Genomic DNA, 18,019 nt, shown 5'->3' with positions numbered 1-18,019 from the left:
TGAAAGCGACGGTGTGGCCTGTTCGCTGTCTATGGCCGTCAGGAGCATTTTCTGCTCCTCCGGTTTGAGATAGGAAATCTCAACGGCGGGGGTCATACCGATTTTCTTATCATCTACCATTTGCTGAAGCTCCGGGGCAAGCTCTGTAAGCCGGATATAGCGTCGTACCGTATCGCCGCTGATCCCGGCATCCTTTGCCACTTCGTCATCCGCGCGGAAATTCGCCGCAAGTTGCGGCGAATTATCCTGCGCCGCTTGCGTGGCCTCTTTTGTCGGCCTGCCGGCTTTCCTGCGTATGGCTTCCAGCTTCATTTTGTACGCCTGCGCCCGCTCGCTGGGAAGGATATTCTCCCGCTGGATATTGCTGTCCACCATGAGAATGGTAGCAGTTGCGTTGTCCATTTCACGGATGATACAGGGCATTGTCTTAAGGCCGGCTAATTCGCTGCCGTGCTTTCGGCGGTGTCCGGCGATAATCTCATATCCGCCATCCTCGCGGGGACGGATGATAGCGGGGACAAGCACTCCATACCGCTTGATGCTCTCCGTCGTTTCTTGCATAGCTTCATCGTCCCGTACCTTAAAGGGATGATCGGGAAAGTCGTGCAGTTCCGATAAAGGAAGCTCAACAATATGATCTATTGGTTTAGCTCTTGCCATTTGTTCACCTCCAAGAAAAAAGGAGCTGATTTTCATCAACTCCTTTGGGTCAATTTGAGTTTTGGGATGCAAACACAACGATACGGATACCGTTCGCATATTATGCTCAATGATTGCGATGTGGCACGCGTAGGGACCAAGCGATTCACATTTCGTATTGACTTCTTGCGATCAAAATGTGATACTTTGTGAGTAGTCTTGCTGGAAGGTGCTAAAAACGAAAAAAGCGGGCCAGTTTCAGCATCTTTCAAACCTTTTGCTTGTGTTTGAAGTTAGCTAAAACTGGCCCGCGTGGGAGAGCGTTCGGTTCGCATCCGAGAGGTCGACGGTTCGATCCCGTTCAGGTCCACCAGAAAACGCCGTGAAATCATTGATTTCACGGCGTTTTTGTAACTGTTTCCGCTTTAGCGCAATAATTTGATGGGAGATAGCGTGAGCACAAAGTGGGGCTCGTCGATTTTCGTGCTGGGATGGCAGTGGGAGGGACCAACGGTCACATCCCCGAGCTGGTGAGCAAAGTCCTCCGGGCAGCTGCCAAAGACCACATACTGACAGGCGCAGTACTCCAGATGTCCGTTCTCGTCCGGCTCCAGCGGAGAGGTCTCAAAGGGCTTTTCGATATCCGCCCCCAGAGATTCCAGATAGAGTGCCACCTCTGGATAGGCTGCTTTGACCCTGGCGCAGTAGTTCCGGCAGTAGGCGCAATCACAGATGGTTTCAGGGGCAAGATCACTGTAATAGGCCCTTGTTTTTTCCATGTCCGGTTTCATCACGATTTTTTACCACCCTTCCTTTTACCTGTGACAGTTTTCAAGAATTGCAGATAATAGCCAAGAATGCCGAGCCCCAACAGAAGAAAGCCCACTCTTCGGAGAAAACTTTGTCCTTCTATTACAAAGGTCAGAAGAAAGAGACTGATCATGCCGATCCAAAACAGAAGGGATATGAGCACGATACATAGGATCCGGACAGGGCCGGAAATCCGTGCTGACTGCATGGCATCGGTACATCTTTGAAGTAAAACCTCAAACCACATGGAATCCCCCACCTTATATCAAGATCCAGGTCTGGCCGTCGGGCATGGGGCGAAGACTCCCCGGCACCCGTTCCAACACTTCTCCGGTATCATAATCCCGCACCAGAACTTCCTCCCGGTAGTCCGGGTCCTCATACCAAACGGAAGTATACAGCCTGTTTTCTTCCCGAAAGGCAAAACACTCGTTGTCCTCCACCGCAAAGTCCCGGCGCTCCGGCCAGAAAATTTGCAACTTGTTGTCATGGGCTGACCGGGTCAGCATGAGAGGTGGGGTCTCCAGCATGAGATTGTAGAAGTCTTTTGCGATGGAGAGGGGCAATACCGCCAGCGCTGCCGTTGTTTTCTCTGCTTCATGGAAGGTCAAAATACAGATCTCTTCCTTTGGAAAATCCACCAGCAGCAGGACCACTCGCCCGTCGTGATACACCGGCCTGCCCAGGTACTGCCCCGGCTTTGTGCATACCGGCTCATAAACCGTGCCTTCCGGGTGCCGGACCAGGATCAGCCGGTTTTTCCGGATGGGATGGCCGCTGCGAAACAGTTCCTCCGCCTCATATAAGTCTCCGCTGGTATAGTCGGTGCCCCAGTACCATGCGCAGCTGCCCTGCAATGGCTGAAGATCGGTGATCCCATTGGTGAGAATGCGTTTCATATCCTGCCCTCCGGCTATGTTCTGATTCGGTTCTGAGATTATATCACAGAGAACACAGGAGGAGGATCAATCTTTTCTTAAGTTTTCTTAAGCCACGGAGGCAAATGGCCTCCTTTTGTTGCCTGCCCCATGCTCAAGCCGCGGACTGAGCAGAGGGCAGCTGCTGTTTTCCCCAGGAAGCCTGGCCTGGTCCGAACTGGGGAGAGCGTTATGGTCTTGTCTCGTTCACCTGCCACTGGGCGCTCTGGTTTTGCAGCTCCACCATATGCCGGTACAGCCCTCCTTGCGCCATCAGCTCCTCTGGTGTGCCCTGCTGGGCCACACGGCCGTTTTCCAGGACGACGATATGATCGGCCCCGGCCACGGTGCGCATCCGGTGGGCGATGACCAGGACGGTCTTTCCCCGCAGCAAATGGGAGAGGGCCAGCTGCACAGCGCTCTCGTTCTCCACATCCAGACTGGCAGTGGCCTCGTCCAGCAGGACCACCGGCGCGTTTTTCAGCAGAGCCCGGGCGATGGAGATCCGCTGGCGCTCCCCGCCGGAGAGGGTGGCGCCGTTCTCGCCGATCACCGTTTCATATCCCTGGGGCAGCTGCTGAATAAACCCGTCGCACTGGGCGGCTCTGGCGGCCTCCATCACCTCTTCATCCGAGGCGTCCCGGCGGCCCAGGCGGATATTCTCCTTCACGGTATCCCGGAACAGCATCACATCCTGAAACACCATGGAATAGGAGGTCAGCAAGGTTTCCGGGTCCACGCTGGATACATCCGTGCCGCCCAGGGTGACCCTGCCGCTGTTGACGTCCCAAAAACGGGCAGCCAGTTTGCAGGCGGTGGACTTGCCTCCGCCCGAGGGACCGATGAGGGCGGTGACCTCTCCCTGGCGGGCGGTAAAGCTCACGTCGTTCAAAACGTCCACGCCCTCCCGATAGGCGAAGGACACATGGTCAAAGACGATGTCATAGTTCTGCGGCTGGAAGGTCTCGGTGCCCTCCTGTACCGGCTGCTCCAGACTGGAGCGCATCCGTTCGATCTGCAGTTTGGCGCTGAAAGTCGCGGCGATGTTCTGCAGGACCATGCTCAGGGGATCATACAGCCGCGCGGCAGCAAAGAGGAACCCCAGAAAATACAGGAATGAAAGGGATCCGGAGAGCAGAAGCGCCCCGCCGGTGAGCACCGTGGTGGCAAAGCCCAGCCGCAGAAAGGCCTGGGCAGAGCAGACGAACACCCCGGTGGCAAGTTCCGAGCGGATCGATCCCCGCTCCATGGCCTTCAGCTTTTCCTCCAGCTCGGCCTTGTATGCCTCCTGGCGGCCGCAGGCCTTGATGTCCCGGATGGTTTCCAGTCCTTCCTGGATGCAGTCGGCCACAGCCCGTTTGTTCAGGATGTTCTTTCTGCCGAAGGCATCCTGGATCCGTTTGGAACCTGCTGTCAGGATCACCGCCACCGGCACCACCCAAAGCACAGCGACTGCCATTCTCCAGTCACAGCAGAACATGCACACGCCGATGACCAGGGTGGACAGAACGGAGGCAAACAGCTGGGGGATATAATGGGAAAACATCTGGTCCAGGGAGGAGCAGTCGGAGATCATGGTGGAGGTCAGGTCGCTCAGGTCCCGTTTCCCGAAAAAGCTCAGGGGGAGCTTGCGCAGGATCTCCGCCAGACTCACCCGCCGGCTGGCGCTCTCCTGATAGGTCGCCAGATACAGGGCGGTGTATTGGAACCAGTGCAGTACGAACAGCAGGAGAAGGACGGCCAGTCCGCCTCCTGCATAGAGGGCGAACCTCTCCGTGGGGCTGCCGCCCCCGGCCAGTGCGTCCAGCAGATGCTGGATGGTGAACATCACCACCCCCACAGGGAGCATCAGGCTCAGGTTGCAGACAAAGCACCAGAACACAGCTTTTATGAGGTCTTTCGCCCCTTTTTCGCTGAGGGCGAACCAGTGCTGTAATTTCTTTGTCATACGAGGGCCTCCTTTCCCACCTGCCACCGGGCGCTGCGCTGATAGTCCGCCCACATGGCTCCATAGATGCCATTCTGTTCCAGAAGCTGGGTGTGGCTCCCTTGCTCTGCAATGGTTCCCCGGTCCAGCACAAAAATGGTGTCTGCGTTCTGTACGGTGGACAACCGGTGGGCGATCATCAGAACGGTTTTGCCGCGGGTCAGGGCTGTGAGGGCCTTTTGGATCTGCCATTCGTTCTCAGGGTCGGCAAATGCCGTGGCTTCATCCAGCACCACGATGGGAGCGTCCTTTAAGATCGCCCGGGCCAGGGCGATGCGCTGGGCCTCGCCGCCGGAGAGATATCCCCCTTTGGCGCCTACCACCGTATCCAGACCATCCGGCAGCTTTTGAAGGATGTCATCGCACTGGGCAGCGTGGGCTGCGGCCAGCACCTCTTCCCGAGTGGCGTCCGGACGGGCTGCCCGGATGTTCTCCAGAAGGCTCTGCTTAAAGAGTCGGGTATCCTGGAAGACAAAGGCCACCTGGCGCATCAGCGCCTGGCTGTCCAGCTCCCGCACATCGGTGCCCCCCACCAGGATGCGGCCCTGGTCCACGTCCCAGAACCGGGGGATCAGGCTGGCAGCGGTGGTCTTCCCTCCGCCGGAGGGGCCCACCAGCGCCACCAGCTGACCGGGATGAACCGTGAAGCTCACATCCTTCAGGGCGGGCCGCTGTGCGCCGGGATAGGTGAAGGTCACATGGTCAAAAACCACCTCTGCGCTCCTGGGCTGTTTTTTGGCTCCAGGTTCTTTCATGGGTTCCTGCCCGAAGAGGTCTTCCAGACGATCCACCGCCTCGTTGGCCTCCAGGACCGCTTCTCCCATGTACATGATGCGGTTGATCATGGCTCCGCAGGCAGGGGCGAAGAGGGCATAGAAGATGAAGTTGACCAGCACAAGGCGGACATCGCCTGCCGAGGCCAACAGCAGCGATACTGGGATCAGCAGGACAAAAGTGCCGTTGATGGAGGTGAGGAAGCAGGTCTGACCCAGGTGACAATGCATGGCATATTGGCTGGCCAGATCGCTGTAGTCCTGAATGGCGGTGTAAAAGGCCTTGAAGGAGTAGACCGTCTGCTGGAACATCTTGACCACCGGGATGCCCCGCACATACTCCACCGCTTCGCCGCTCATCCGCTCGATCTCCTGCTGGTAGCGGTGGAAAAAGCCGGCGTTTTTGCCGCTCATCATCATGCACATACTGACCAGGGCCAGCGCCATGGTCAGCAGGCAGAGAAGGCCCATTCTCCAGTCAAAGAGAAACAGCATCCCGACAGCGGCAATGGGGGTCACAGCGGTGGCGGCCAGATCCGGCAGCTTGTGTGCCAGCAGGTCCTCTGTCAGCCCGGCGTTGTCATCGATGCGCTTGCGCAGGCGGCCGGACTGTTGGTCGGTGAAAAATCCCAGGGGCAGTGTGAGCACATGGGACATGGCGGCTTTCCGGATGTTGCGGGCCGTCCGGAACGCTGCGATGTGGGTGCACATCAGCGCTGCGAAATAGAGGGCGATGCTGCCCACGGCGAACCACACCGCCATCCAGCCCCAATGCTCCAGCTTTCCGGCGCCGGCCAGAGCCGGCCAGCCGGTGAGTACGGTGCGGGCTGCCAGCCAGACACACACATAGGGGATGAGTCCCAGCACCGCAGAGAGTGCAGAGAGCAGGCAGCCCAAGGCAGTCAGCTTTCTGTATCCCCCGGCGTATTGGAGGATGAGACGCAGACTGTGTTTCTGTTTGCTTTTCAAAGAGATCCCTCCTTATTTGGTTAGCATAGGCTAACTATACTTTAAAAAAGATAGGGGTCAGGCCCCTACCAATTTCAGCCATCCGGCAGTGTAAAACTCCTGCAGCTGCCCCACATAGCGCACAGCCTGCGCCTTTGGCATATCGTGGACAACGATTTCAAAGATGCCGTTGAACATTCCGCTGGCGATGATGTGGCACAGCTGCTGATCCAGGGCGGGGGATGCATGCCCCAGGCGGCCCAGCACCTCCAGGTAGCGGAGCGTATACTCCACCTCGATCTCCACCATGTGATGGACAAAGTGCTCGTAGCTGGTGCCCTCCGCCTTGCACAGGAGCAGCTTCACCGGTTCCCGATGGTCGCAGATATAGTCCACCATCCAGCGGAGATACTGGCTGGACTCCAGGCTCATGTGTTCCGGCTGCACCTCCTCCGGCAGTTCGGCGAAGGAGGTCTGTGCCTCCATAAACCGCCCCATCAAGGCGGCGGCGTGGGGTTCCACGATGGAGGCAAAGAGTGCTTCCTTGCTGGAGAAATAACCGTAGAGCGCACCCGTAGTGACGCCGGCCTGCTTCACGATCTTTCGCAGGGAAGCACCCAGAAAGCCCTTTTCCGAGAACTCTTCCATGGCGGCCTGCTGGATCCTGGCCAGCGTGGCGGTGGACTTTTCTTCCATCTCTGCACCTCAACATAACAGTGTTATATATAACACCGTTATAATAGAACGAATGCCTGCGTTTGTCAAGAGCCGATGAATAAAAAATTGCACAAGAATATCTGGGATATGCCAAGATGACAAAGCGGAAAAAAACGCGCCGCACGAACAGTGCGGCGCGTCTGGCGCTTATGGCGTCAGCAGCTCCAGGAGTTGGCGGATGTTCTTTTTTCCAAAGGAGATCTGAGCCCCGTCGTTGACCACCAGGCAGGGCACGCTCATCACCTGGTACTGCTCCTGCAGGTCGGGGAAGTGGTTCAGATCGTACACCTGTGCGGAGATATGGGGATGGGCCGCAGCCAGGCGCTGGGCTGCCGTCACCAGCTCCGGGCACATGGTGCAGGAGAGAGACACCAGGACCTGAAGATCCACCGGCTGCTGGATCGCCCGGATCGCCTCCTCGGTCTCCTCGTCCAGCGTTTGTCCCGGCCCGGCTGCGTTGTAGAGCCCCAGCACAAAGGCGGTGAACTCATGGCCGCCGGGGACCCCGTGAAAAGCAAGGCCTGTCCAGCTGCCGTCAGCCCGGCAGACCTGGACGCAGGGAAGGTGCGGGACCTGAGAGGAGTCGCCCTTCTCTACGGAGAGCTTGTCGCTCTGGGCGGCCAGGGCCTTCATATAGCGCTCCAGCTCGGCGGAGAGAGGGGTGTCGTCCAGGCAGAGCCGCAAGACCAGGGGGGAGGTCATCCGGTCGAATACCCCATGGAGCTGGGAGAGCATCTCTCTGGTAAAGAGTCCCTCTTCCGTCTCTGTCGGGAACTCCGGTCCCGGCGTCCGGCTGCGGGGCGGCTGGGGGTGCAGGCCTGTTTTGTTTTGCATAGCGGCGCACAGCCGCTCCAGTTCGGTGGCGGCCAGGGCGCCGTCGCCCACGGCGGTGACCACCTGGCGCAGGGGTTTGACGCACACATCCCCGGCGGCATACAGGCCAGAGGCCGTGGTCTTCTGGCTGCGGTCGGTCAGGATATAGCCCTGTTCGTCCAGCTCGGCCAGGCCGCGGACCAGCTCGGTGGCCGGTTCATAGCCGGCGAAGACGAACACACCGAAGGTCTCGCCGTCTGCTGCCCGGTGCTCTGTCTCCTGTCCGGTCTTGGTATTGCGCATCCGGATCGTGCGAAGCGCAGTATCCCCGGTGACCTCTTCCACCACCGTGTTGGTGAGAACGGTGATGTGGGCATGGTTCCGGGCGGCGTCCGCTGTGGTCTGGGCGCAGGTGAAGTCCTCTCCCCGGACAAGGATGGTCACATGCCGGGCGTACTTGGTGAGAAATACGCTCTCCTCCACGGCGGCAAAGCCGCCGCCCACCACAAAAATATCCTTGCCGCTAAAAAACTCTCCGTCGCAGGTGGCGCAGTAGGCCACGCCCCGGCCCCGGAACTGTTCCTCTCCCTGGAAGCCTACCATGCGGGGGTGGGCGCCGGTGGCCAGCAGCACGCCGAAGCAGCGCAGTGTCCCGCGGCTGGTACGGACGGTCTTCACATCCCCCTCCAGGTCCAGCCCGGTGACTTCTGCCAGCAGGAATTCCGCGCCGAAGCCTTCGGCCTGTCGGCGCATGGTCTCGGTCAGTTCTGCGCCGCTGGTTCGCTCCACGCCGGGGTAGTTCACCACCTCCGAGGTGATGGTGATCTGTCCGCCGAAGCGTCCCTGCTCCACCACCACCACCCGATAGCGGGCGCGGGCCAGGTAGAGGGCGGCGGTCAGTCCCGCCGGCCCGCCGCCAATGACGACAACGTCATAGAGATGTTCCATTTTATCCATGGCTTACAGCTGCCCCACCAGGTCCAGGCTGGGCTTCAGGGTCTCGGCACCGGGCTGCCACTTGGCCGGGCAAACCTCGTCTCCGTGCTCTGCCACGAACTGGCAGGCCTGCACCTTTCGCAGCAGCTCGTCGGCGTTGCGTCCCACGTTGCCGGCGTTGACCTCATAGGCGACGATCTTGCCCTGCGGGCTTACGATGAAGCTGCCCCGCTCTGCCAGGCCATCGGCTTCGATGTAGACCTCAAAATCCTTGCACAGGCAATGGGTGGGGTCGGCCAGCATGGGATACCGGATCTTCTGGATGCGCTCAGAGGCATCGTGCCAGGCTTTGTGGACGAAATGGGTATCGCAGGAGACGGCGTAGATCTCGTAGCCAACGGCCTGGAACTTCTCATAGAGATTGGCCAGGTCTTCCAGCTCTGTGGGGCAGACAAAGGTGAAGTCGGCGGGATAGAAGAAAAACACGCTCCACTTACCCAGCACGTCTGCCTTGCTGACGGTGCGGAAGGCGTCGTTCTGGTAGCACTGAACGGTAAAATCGGCGATTTCTTTCTGAATCAGGGACATAGGATCGTACCTCCATTCCAAATCTATTTAGTTAGCGCTGGCTAACTACTGCGTGATTATACCGCCAGCAGGGCCTGCCGTCAAGATAAAAATCGGACAGATTTTCCTTGCCCGGTAAAACAGGACGCAGAAAGGGGAAGGGGAGAGCAGGCGCTTTTCTCTCTGCCGGAACGGCATATGATGGCTGTCCCCTGCGGGCAAAGACGGAGCAGATTTTTTAGAAAAAAAGAGAGACATCTGGTCTCCTGGCCATACTGTATCCTACGGTTTTTCCTGTTTTGGGCAAGAAGGAGAGGGCCGTATACCGGCCCTCTCCTTCTCGTCTATGATCGGGATGATTGGGGTCACAGAAAGAGCAGCAGGCTGAGGGCCATGACTGCCATACCGGCAATAAGACCGTAGATGGACAGATGGTGCTCCCCATATTCCCGGGCGGCCGGGAGGAGTTCGTCCAGGGAGATAAACACCATGATACCGGCGACTCCGGCAAACAGCATGCCAAAGACCATGTCGCTCATAACAGGGCGCAATACCAACCAGCCAAGCAGGGCCCCCAGGGGCTCCGCAAGCCCGGAGAGGAAGGAGCAGAAAAAGGCTTTCCGCCGGGACCCGGTGGCCTGGTAGATGGGAACGGACACGGCGATACCTTCCGGGATGTTATGGATGGCAATGGCCACGACGATGGGGATGGCCACGCGGGGTTCCTGCAGCGCAGAGACGAATGTGGCGAGTCCCTCGGGGAAGTTGTGGATGGCAATGGCCAGGGCCGTAAAAACACCCATGCGCATCAGCTGCCCTGACTGGGCAGCCTCCTTTTCTGCGTCCTCCATACGCTTCACCTCGTGGGGATTTTCCGGGGAGGGGATCCGCTGATCGATGATGGCGATCACCAGAATACCGCCGAAAAACGCCCCGACGGTTGCCCAGCTGCCGCCCCGCGCGCCCATTTCGGCGATCAGCGCCTCCTGCGCCTTGACAAATATCTCGATCATTGAGACATAGATCATGACACCGGCGGAAAAGCCCAGAGAGACCGACAGGAATTTTCGGTTGGTGTGCCGGCAGAGAAAAGCGATGCAGCTGCCGATCCCGGTGCTGAGCCCGGCCAGCAGCGTGAGAAAAAACGCAAGCAAAACAGAAATGGTTCTCAGGATCCCTTCTTTTTGAATTGGTTAGCATATACTAACTACGTTGATTCTATCACGTGTCCCATGGGATGTCAACAGCGATCTGGGGATGTCCTCTCAAGGGCTGCTGCGGCCAGCCTACGGCGTGTGCGCAGAGGACAGAATGGTGACGTTCTCCAGCTGGAGGAAGAGGAGCCCCTCTTCCTCCATGGAGCGATCGGCCTGGAGTTCGCCCTGCACGGTTATCTCCGTCTCAGCTGGGGGATAGTCATCCGGATAGGAGAGACCTTCCGGCATGATGATGTCAAATCCCTGGGAGCAGCAGGCGGTGGCGTCCTGCACGATCACGCCGCAGTAGACCTCCTGGGTCTCCGGGTCCTGATACACCGTAAACAGTCCGGTCATCCGGATGATCTTTCCCAGATACTGGTCCGGCGCCATCATGATGTTGTATACCTCGGCGTAGACCATGGTGCTGCTGAGGACGGTGAGATCCACATCCACACCGTCTGCGGGCGGGGCCGCCTCCGGGGGCGGCGGTTCTGTTTTCTGGGGATTTTGTGAAACAGGGGGAGGGGGCGGGGGAGCGGGCTGCGCAGGGGCTTCGCTTTTGCCGCAGGCCGAGCAGGCCAGAAGGATGGCCGCAGCCAAAAACAGGGGCAAATATCGTTTCATAGGTCATCATCTCCTTCCAAGCCATCCCACAAGGGAGCAAAGGGCAAAGAGGGCGATCTGCACGGTGACGATGGTGGCCCCCACCGGCGTACCGGCCAGGATGGAGGTAAGGATGCCCACGGCGGCGCAGGACACGGAGAGGGCGGCAGCGCAGAGGGTAACCGCTCGAAAACTCTTGAACAGGCGCATGGCGGACATGGCCGGAAAGATCACCAGGGCGGAGATCAGCAGAGACCCCACCAGGTGCATGGCCAGGACGATGACCACCGCCGTGACCACCGCTACGATGGTGGTATAGACCTCTGCTCTGGTCCCGGTGGCCGAAGCGAAGCTCTCGTCAAAAGTGACGGCGAAGATCTTGTGGTAGAAAAAAAGATACAGGAGCACCACCGCCACCGAAAGCACCGCACACATCCGCACCTGGGTTTGGGTAAGGGTCAGGATGGAGGTAGAGCCGAAGAGGGTCGTGCAGACATCCCCTGTCAGATTGGTGGAGGAGGAAAACACATTCACCACGAGATAGCCCAGGGCCAGCGCCCCCACAGAGAGCATGGCGATGGCGGCGTCCCCTTTGATCCTGGCCTTACGGCCCGCACCCAGCAGCAGGACGGCGCACAGCACGGTGACCACCATGACCAGGGGCATATCGTTGGTCAGGTTCAGGACCGAGGCGATGGACATGGCGCCAAAAGCCACGTGGGACAGTCCGTCTCCGATCAAGGAGAATCGCTTGAGGACCAGGGTCACCCCCAGCAGGGAGGCGCACAGAGCCACCAGCACCCCGACCACAAGGGCGTAGCGGACAAAGGGATAGGCCCAGTATTGGGAGAGTTTCTCAATCAGCGGGGCCATGGTCTTCGCCCCCTCTCTCGCTCAGATAGCGGCGTCCCGGGGCGGACTGGACAAAGGCCTCCCGGGTCCCGAAAAAGACCTGCCGGCCCAGATACAGGATATGGCTGGCGCAGCGGAGGGCGGCCTGCGCATCATGAGAGATCATCAGGATGGTCATGCCGTCTTGTTGGTTCAGCCGGTCGATGACCTGATACATCTCCCGGCTGGCCGCCGGGTCCAGCCCGGCCACCGGCTCGTCCAGCAGCAGCATTTTCCGGGCGGCGCACAGGGCCCGGGCCAGCAGCACCCGCTGCTGCTGGCCTCCCGACAGTTCCCGATAGCAGCGCCTGGAGAGTCGTTCCATGTCCATGCGCCGGAGGGACTGCCGGGCCAGGTCCTTTTCTGCCCTTGTGTAAAAGGGGCGCAGGCCGCACCGGCTCTGGCAGCCGGACAGGACCACCTCCCAGACGGTGGCGGGGAAATCCCGCTGGGTCTGGGTCTGCTGGGGCAGGTATCCGATCTCGTTGGCGCGCACACCGCCGCCCAGGGTCACCCGTCCATCCAGCGGCGGCAGCAGGCCCAGGATGGTTTTCATCAGGGTGGATTTTCCGGCGCCGTTTTCACCCAGGATATACAGGTAGTCGCCGGCGCTGACGGTAAAGCGCAGGTCCCGCACCAGGGGGACATCATAGCCCAGGGACAGGCCCTGGCAGTTCATCTGGATCATGGCATGGTACTCCTGTCAGCCCAGGGCGGTTTTCAGGGTCTCCAGGTTTTTGGCCATGATGGCCAGGTAGGTGGCCCCCGCTTTTACGTCAGCAGCCGTCACCGACTGCATGGAGTTCATCACCAGGATCTTCTGATTTTTGGCGTGGGTATTGCGCACCACGGTCTGGGCGATCTGATGGGTAGCGCCCTCGATGGTCAGCACACAGGGCAAAGACAGCTCGTCGACCTTGCCGGCCAGGAAGGCCACGGTCTCAAAGCTGGCCTCTGTCTCTGCTGAGCAGCCGGAAAAGGCCGCATAGTAGGTGAGTCCATAGTCGTCTGTCAGATACCGGAAGGGGAACCGGTCGGCAAAGAGCAGGGTGTGGGAGGGAGCGGCGTCTACGGCCTTCTGATACTGCCCGTCCAGGTCCTTCAGTTTCTGGATATAGGCGGCGGCGTTTTCGTCATACTCCTTTTGATGGTCGGGATCGACGGTGCCCAGGGTGCCTGCGATGGCATGGCAGAGGACGGCGGCGTTCTTCAAGGACAACCAGATATGCTCATCCTTGTGGTCGTGGTCATGGTCCTCTTCGTGGTCGTGGTCGTCCTCATGCGCATGGTCGTCTTCGTGTGCATGGTCCTCCTCATGTTTGTGTGTCTCGTCTGCATGGGAGTCCTGGGCATCCTCGTGCTTTTCCTCCTCGTGGTGGTGATGATGTTCACTCTCCTGCATCCCCTCGACCATGACCTCATCCTTTGCGCTGTCGCCCAGCGCCTCCATGAGATTCAGTGTCACCCGGTCCGGGTTGGTGGCGTTGGCCAGAGCATCTTTCACCCAGGCGTCCGACTCTCCGCCCGTGTAGAGGAAGAGGTCGCAGTTGGCGATGGCCACCATATCGTCTGCGGTGGGCTGGAAGCTGTGGAGATCCACGCCGTCGTCCAGCAGCATGGTCAGCTCCACGTGGTCAGCCTGCTTGCCCAAGATCTCCCGCACCCAGTCATACTCCGGGAAGATGGTGGTGACGATCCGCAGCTTTTCGCCGCTGGCTTCCGGGGTGGATGGGGTCTGGCAGCCGGTCAGGAGCCCTGCGGCCAGCACAAGGGAGAGACCGATAGAAATGATTTTTTTCATGTGAGTAAAACCTCCGAATTCATACAGAAATTGAAAAATGGGTGCAAAAATACAAGGGGTAGCCTGGCACGCGCCAAGAGGGCCTGCCCCGGCTGGGCAGACCATTCCCCTTGTGAAGGTGTTCTGTTTAATTCAGGAGTTTTACTTTCCACAAAACCGGCGAAGACGGGGCAAAGATATGCTGCGTCCGCAGGAGGAGAAGCAGGACGAAGAGGCAGGGCAGGACCCCTCTGACGGAGGACGGATGGGTTGCGGAGAGCTGCTCCAGCAGCGTTTGGCAGGCGTGGATCTGATGGCAGATGGCGCAATCCTTGCCGCTGCAGTCATGGTCGCTCTCCAGGGCGACAAAGAAGACGGAGAAGAGCAGGGCGAAGGCCAGCAGGGCCCCGCCCAGGGCGGCAAAACGTGTTCTGTTGGCCATGGTCTTCTCCCTCCTTTGCGGAAATGGTGCTATGTGCGGCGGCAGTCCCGGCAGATGCCGTATAAAACGGTCTTCAGGAGATCCAGATCAAATCCGTCCAGGTCTGCCATGGTGCGGGCCAGCTGTGCTGTGTGCTCTGCGTCCAGGTGGAAGGTTTTTCCGCAGCGGGTGCAGGACAGATGCAGATGGGCATGGCACTCCGGTGCACCCAGGTACTGATAGAAGGCCTCCCGGCTGCCTGGTCTCACCGACTTGCGGAGCAGCCCTTCTTTCTCCAGCTGTGCCAGGTTGCGATAGACTGCGCTGAGGCTGATCTGCTGGGGGCAGAGCCCCTGCGCGATCTGCCGTGCAGAGAGCAGCTGGTCGGGGTGTGCCGCCAGAAATGCGATGAGATGATCTCGCTGACGGGTATCATACTTTTTCACCCGCACGCCTCCTTCAATTTGCGAATGATTTGCAAATCAGCATACCACCCTACAGCGCCTGTGTCAAGGCTGATCGTCAGCCCTGCCTGCGGGAGAGTGGGATTGGGCAGCCTGATTTTCTCCGGGAAAGATGTCATATTCCTTTGACAATCCCGTAGAGGCTGTATATAATCACCCTGTTGATTAGTGCAGGCTAACTTCTGGTTGGCCTTTTCTTTTGACAATGCATTAGCGGTCACTAACTTCTTTTTCGCTCATCTGGCGCCCAACAGTCTTTTGGCGGTGCGCAGCAGATCGGGAGGGAGCCGCTGGAGGAACAGGGCGTGAGAAACCTATGCTGAACGAATCCCTTTTCAATCAAAGTGGGCTGTCTCCTCGCTGGAGCAGCAGGATAGCAGGGGTCCGGACCTGCCGGTTTGTCCTGCCGGGACCGGGCCAGGCCTCCTTTCGGCAGGCTCCTGTAAGGGGGAAGCCCGTTCGGTTTCAGGTGTTTTTCTGCCAGACCGGCCGGCTCTCGCTCCAGCCGCTGGAGGGGACGCCCTATGGGGCAGAGGCGCCGGGGCTCTTTCTGCTCTCTGGCAGCCCGGCCCCTGTCTCCTGCCGGTGGGACGGAGAATTGGGGGGGATCCTGGTGGAGATCGATGCTGACGCTGCCAGGGAGAGCCTTCTGACCGTCTCCTCTGCTCTGGGCATGGCGTTGGATATTGGGCTGGTCAAGGAGCGAATGGCAGGGAGAAACGGCTGCGTGGTCCTGCACGGCATCCCCTGGGCACAGTCGGTGTTTGAGACCCTTCGGTGCCTGCCGGAGGAGGAACAGGCGCGCTACTGCGTGTTCAAATCTGTGGAGCTGCTGTATCTTCTCTGCGCGGATACGCCCGCCTTGGACGGCATGCCTTCCAGCCCGGACCATCCGGTATCCCAAAGGTTCCTGGACGTCCGAGCCTATATCCAGGCGCACCTGTCTGAGAAGCTCACCATTGCATCCCTTTGCAGGGAGTTTTCCCTTTCTCCCACGGTTCTGAAAGAGGGGTTTCGGCGGGCCTATGGCGTACCTGTCCACAGCTTTCTGATTCAGCAGCGGCTCCAGCGGGCCCGGGAGCTGATCTGCACCACCCGGATGCCCATTCAGCAGATCGCCCAGTCGGTGGGGTATGAGGGGATGAGCCAGTTCAACACGGCCTTCAAGCGGCAGTACGGTATACCCCCCGGCCAATACAGAAAAATGTCTGAAACCGTAACTGGGCGTCCGTTTTAACAGCGACAACCGGCCCTGGCTGCTGCTATAATTATGAGACATTCCAAAGGGATCAAAGGAGTGACACCGATGAAACAGCATCGTTTTTGGGCGTGGGGAGCTGTGATCTGCATGCTCATGGTCATGGTAACTGGTTACAAACGGAAATAAGGGAAAGGAAGGATCACCAATGAGCGTTTATACGAAACTGGCCTGCTTTGTGGGCGGCACGCTGTTTGGCTCTTTTGGCGTCAAGCTGCTGTCCAGCAGAGACGCCAAGAAGGCCTACATCCATGCCACAGCGGCCGGCCTGCGGGTGAAAGACTCGGTTATGGGAACGGTCACCAGTGTACAGGAGAACGCCGCAGACATCCTGGCCTCTGCCAAGGAGCTGAATGAGGACCGGGCGGCCCAGGAAGCGGAGAAAGCAGCCGCTGCCCATCTGGAGAACGAAGAAGCCTGATATCGACAAAAGGGAGCCGTACAGCGGCTCCCCCTTTTTCATGAAGGAGAGATCTATGAACGCAACCATATTGCACGAAAGCCGGGGGCGCATCCGTCTCCGGCTGGGGCAAAAGCGGATGACGCTGGCTCAGGCAGATCTGCTGGAGGCGTGGTTCCAGGAAAAGGCTTGGTGCCGGCAGGTGGCAGTGCATGAGCGCACCTGCTGCGTCATCCTGTATTATACCGGAGCGCGCCGGAGCGTGCTGGAGGAGCTCCGGCGGTTTTCCTGGCAGGAGGCAGAGCGGACCACCGCCCTGCCCGCACACAGCAGCCGGGCGCTGAACCGGGAATTTGAGGAGAAACTGGTAGGGAAGGTCCTTAGCAAGGCGGCCTGTACCCTGTTTCTGCCCTCGCCCCTTCGCATTGCCCGCATTCTCTGGCACATGATCCCCTTTGTGCGGCGGGGGCTGGGCTGCCTGTTCCGCCGCCGCATCAAGGTCGAGCTGCTGGACGCCCTTTCGATCTCCATTTCGGTCTGCCGAAGGGATTTCGGCACCGCCGGGATGGTCATGTTCCTGCTGGAGGTAGGGGAGCTGCTGGAGGAGTGGACAAGGAAAAAGTCTGTGGCGGACCTGGCCCGGTGCATGTCTCTGAATGTGGATCGGGTCTGGCTGCGCACGGTCCAGGGGGAAGTGCTGGTCCCTGTGTCCCAGATCCAGCCGGGGGACGCCGTGGTCGTCCGGGCCGGTGGGATCATTCCCGTAGACGGCCTGGTGCTGGAGGGAGAGTCCACCGTCAATCAGGCCTCCCTCACCGGGGAGTCCATCCCGGTGCCCAAGCGACCCGGCGGCGCTGTATATGCCGGGACCGTGGTGGAGGAGGGCGAGTGTGTGCTGGAGGTGAAGCAGGCCTCCGGACAGAGCCGCTATGATCAGATCGTCCACATGATCGAGCAGTCGGAGCAGATGAAGTCGGAGGCGGAAAGCAGGGCCGCCCATCTGGCGGATCGGCTGGTGCCCTATACCTTTGCAGGGAGCCTGCTGGGGTTTGCCCTCACCCGGAACGTGGCGCGGGCCCTGTCCGTGCTGATGGTGGACTTCTCCTGCGCGCTGAAGCTGGCAATCCCTGTCGCGGTGCTGTCTGCCATGCGGGAGAGCAGCGGGCATCACATTTCCGTCAAGGGCGGGCGTTTTCTTGAGGCTGTGGCCAAGGCGGATACCATTGTGTTCGACAAGACCGGTACACTGACCTACGCCACGCCGAAGGTGGCGCAGATTGTTCCCTTCGGCGGACACCGGGAAGCGGATATGCTCCGCCTCGCCGCCTGTCTGGAGGAGCACTATCCCCACTCCATGGCCAACGCCGTGGTGGAGGAGGCGAAGCGGCGGGGCCTTACCCATGAGGAATATCACTCTCAGGTGCAGTATGTGGTGGCCCACGGCATTTCCAGTATGGTGGAAAATAAAAAGGTCATCATCGGCAGTGCCCACTTTGTCTTTGAGGACGAGGGCTGCTGCATCCCGGAGGGAGAGCAGGAGAAATATGACGCGCTGCCCGCCGCATATTCCCATCTGTATCTCTGCATCGACGGAGAGCTGGCGGCGGTCATCTGTATCCACGATCCTCTGCGCCGGGAGGCCAAGGACGCGGTAAAAGCGTTGCATGAGAGCGGCTTTACCAATGTGGTGATGATGACCGGCGACAACCGCCGCACAGCGGAGTCCGTTGCCGCCGAGGTGGGCGTGGACGCCGTTTACGCAGAGGTCCTACCAGAGGACAAGGCCGCCTTTATCCGTCAGGAAAAGGAAAAGGGACACACCGTTATCATGGTGGGGGACGGCGTCAATGATTCTCCCGCCCTCTCCGAGGCGGACGCCGGCATTGCCATCTCCAC

The 18,019-nt window shown here is 59.5% G+C and carries 18 protein-coding genes; 3 read left to right on the top strand and 15 right to left on the bottom strand.

Going from position 1 to position 18,019, the window contains the following annotated elements; all coding sequences use genetic code 11:
• The 15 genes from SOR61_RS05590 to SOR61_RS05520 form a co-directional block, all read right to left on the bottom strand.
• Window positions 1-660: ParB/RepB/Spo0J family partition protein (locus tag SOR61_RS05590; RefSeq protein WP_320611689.1), on the bottom strand; the 660-nt coding region annotated here is incomplete at its 3' end.
• 404 nt (window positions 661-1,064) lie between these two features.
• The gene (locus SOR61_RS05585) at window positions 1,065-1,430 is read right to left on the bottom strand and encodes a hypothetical protein (RefSeq protein ID WP_320611691.1); all 366 of its coding nucleotides are present in this window, start codon (window positions 1,428-1,430) and stop codon (window positions 1,065-1,067) included.
• A gap of 279 nt (window positions 1,431-1,709) precedes the next feature.
• A complete protein-coding gene (locus SOR61_RS05580) occupies window positions 1,710-2,348 on the bottom strand; it encodes a hypothetical protein (protein WP_320611688.1) in 639 nt (212 codons plus the stop codon).
• Between the two features lie 208 nt (window positions 2,349-2,556).
• Window positions 2,557-4,314, bottom strand: coding sequence for an ABC transporter ATP-binding protein (locus SOR61_RS05575; protein WP_320611687.1), 1,758 nt, complete (start codon window positions 4,312-4,314; stop codon window positions 2,557-2,559).
• Window positions 4,311-6,095 carry an ABC transporter ATP-binding protein gene (locus SOR61_RS05570; protein WP_320611686.1) on the bottom strand — a complete coding sequence of 595 codons (1,785 nt, stop codon included), beginning with the start codon at window positions 6,093-6,095 and terminating at the stop codon, window positions 4,311-4,313. Before SOR61_RS05570 ends, SOR61_RS05575 begins: the two co-directional genes overlap by 4 nt.
• Before the next feature lie 57 nt (window positions 6,096-6,152).
• Window positions 6,153-6,770, bottom strand: coding sequence for a TetR/AcrR family transcriptional regulator (locus SOR61_RS05565; protein ID WP_320611685.1), 618 nt, complete (start codon window positions 6,768-6,770; stop codon window positions 6,153-6,155).
• 168 nt (window positions 6,771-6,938) lie between these two features.
• Window positions 6,939-8,561 (bottom strand): FAD-dependent oxidoreductase, encoded by a 1,623-nt coding sequence (locus SOR61_RS05560; protein ID WP_320611684.1) that lies wholly within the window; start codon window positions 8,559-8,561, stop codon window positions 6,939-6,941.
• Between the two features lie 3 nt (window positions 8,562-8,564).
• Complete coding sequence (ahpC, locus tag SOR61_RS05555) at window positions 8,565-9,128, bottom strand: alkyl hydroperoxide reductase subunit C (RefSeq protein WP_320611683.1); 564 nt, start codon at window positions 9,126-9,128, stop codon at window positions 8,565-8,567.
• 344 nt (window positions 9,129-9,472) lie between these two features.
• Window positions 9,473-10,270 (bottom strand): zinc transporter ZupT, encoded by a 798-nt coding sequence (zupT, locus tag SOR61_RS05550; protein ID WP_320611690.1) that lies wholly within the window; start codon window positions 10,268-10,270, stop codon window positions 9,473-9,475.
• 123 nt (window positions 10,271-10,393) lie between these two features.
• Window positions 10,394-10,930: a hypothetical protein gene (locus SOR61_RS05545; RefSeq protein WP_320611682.1), complete on the bottom strand. Its 537-nt coding sequence runs from the start codon at window positions 10,928-10,930 to the stop codon at window positions 10,394-10,396.
• 6 nt (window positions 10,931-10,936) lie between these two features.
• On the bottom strand, window positions 10,937-11,782 hold the full coding sequence (locus SOR61_RS05540) for a metal ABC transporter permease (RefSeq protein ID WP_320611681.1): 846 nt from the start codon (window positions 11,780-11,782) through the stop codon (window positions 10,937-10,939).
• Complete coding sequence (locus SOR61_RS05535; RefSeq protein WP_320611680.1) at window positions 11,766-12,488, bottom strand: ABC transporter ATP-binding protein; 723 nt, start codon at window positions 12,486-12,488, stop codon at window positions 11,766-11,768. Before SOR61_RS05535 ends, SOR61_RS05540 begins: the two co-directional genes overlap by 17 nt.
• Window positions 12,489-12,503: 15 nt before the next feature.
• A complete protein-coding gene (locus SOR61_RS05530) occupies window positions 12,504-13,601 on the bottom strand; it encodes a metal ABC transporter substrate-binding protein (protein ID WP_320611679.1) in 1,098 nt (365 codons plus the stop codon).
• A 127-nt stretch (window positions 13,602-13,728) separates the two neighbouring features.
• A complete protein-coding gene (locus SOR61_RS05525) occupies window positions 13,729-14,022 on the bottom strand; it encodes a hypothetical protein (RefSeq protein WP_320611678.1) in 294 nt (97 codons plus the stop codon).
• Window positions 14,023-14,051: 29 nt separating this feature from the next.
• A complete protein-coding gene (locus SOR61_RS05520) occupies window positions 14,052-14,447 on the bottom strand; it encodes a transcriptional repressor (RefSeq protein WP_320611677.1) in 396 nt (131 codons plus the stop codon).
• Window positions 14,448-14,781: 334 nt separating this feature from the next.
• Between SOR61_RS05520 and SOR61_RS05515 the strand changes: the two genes are divergently transcribed.
• The 3 genes from SOR61_RS05515 to SOR61_RS05505 form a co-directional block, all read left to right on the top strand.
• The gene (locus tag SOR61_RS05515; protein WP_320611676.1) at window positions 14,782-15,702 is read left to right on the top strand and encodes an AraC family transcriptional regulator; all 921 of its coding nucleotides are present in this window, start codon (window positions 14,782-14,784) and stop codon (window positions 15,700-15,702) included.
• 169 nt (window positions 15,703-15,871) lie between these two features.
• A complete protein-coding gene (locus tag SOR61_RS05510) occupies window positions 15,872-16,144 on the top strand; it encodes a DUF6110 family protein (protein ID WP_320611675.1) in 273 nt (90 codons plus the stop codon).
• A gap of 55 nt (window positions 16,145-16,199) precedes the next feature.
• A partial coding sequence (locus SOR61_RS05505; protein ID WP_320611674.1) for a heavy metal translocating P-type ATPase occupies window positions 16,200-18,019 on the top strand: 1,820 nt, incomplete at its 3' end.

The sequence above is a fragment of the Evtepia sp. genome, from assembly GCF_034090835.1.
GTDB lineage: Bacteria > Bacillota > Clostridia > Oscillospirales > Oscillospiraceae > Evtepia.
The sequence above is the reverse complement of the archived record's forward strand: the minus strand, read 5'-3'. Positions and strand labels throughout refer to the sequence as shown.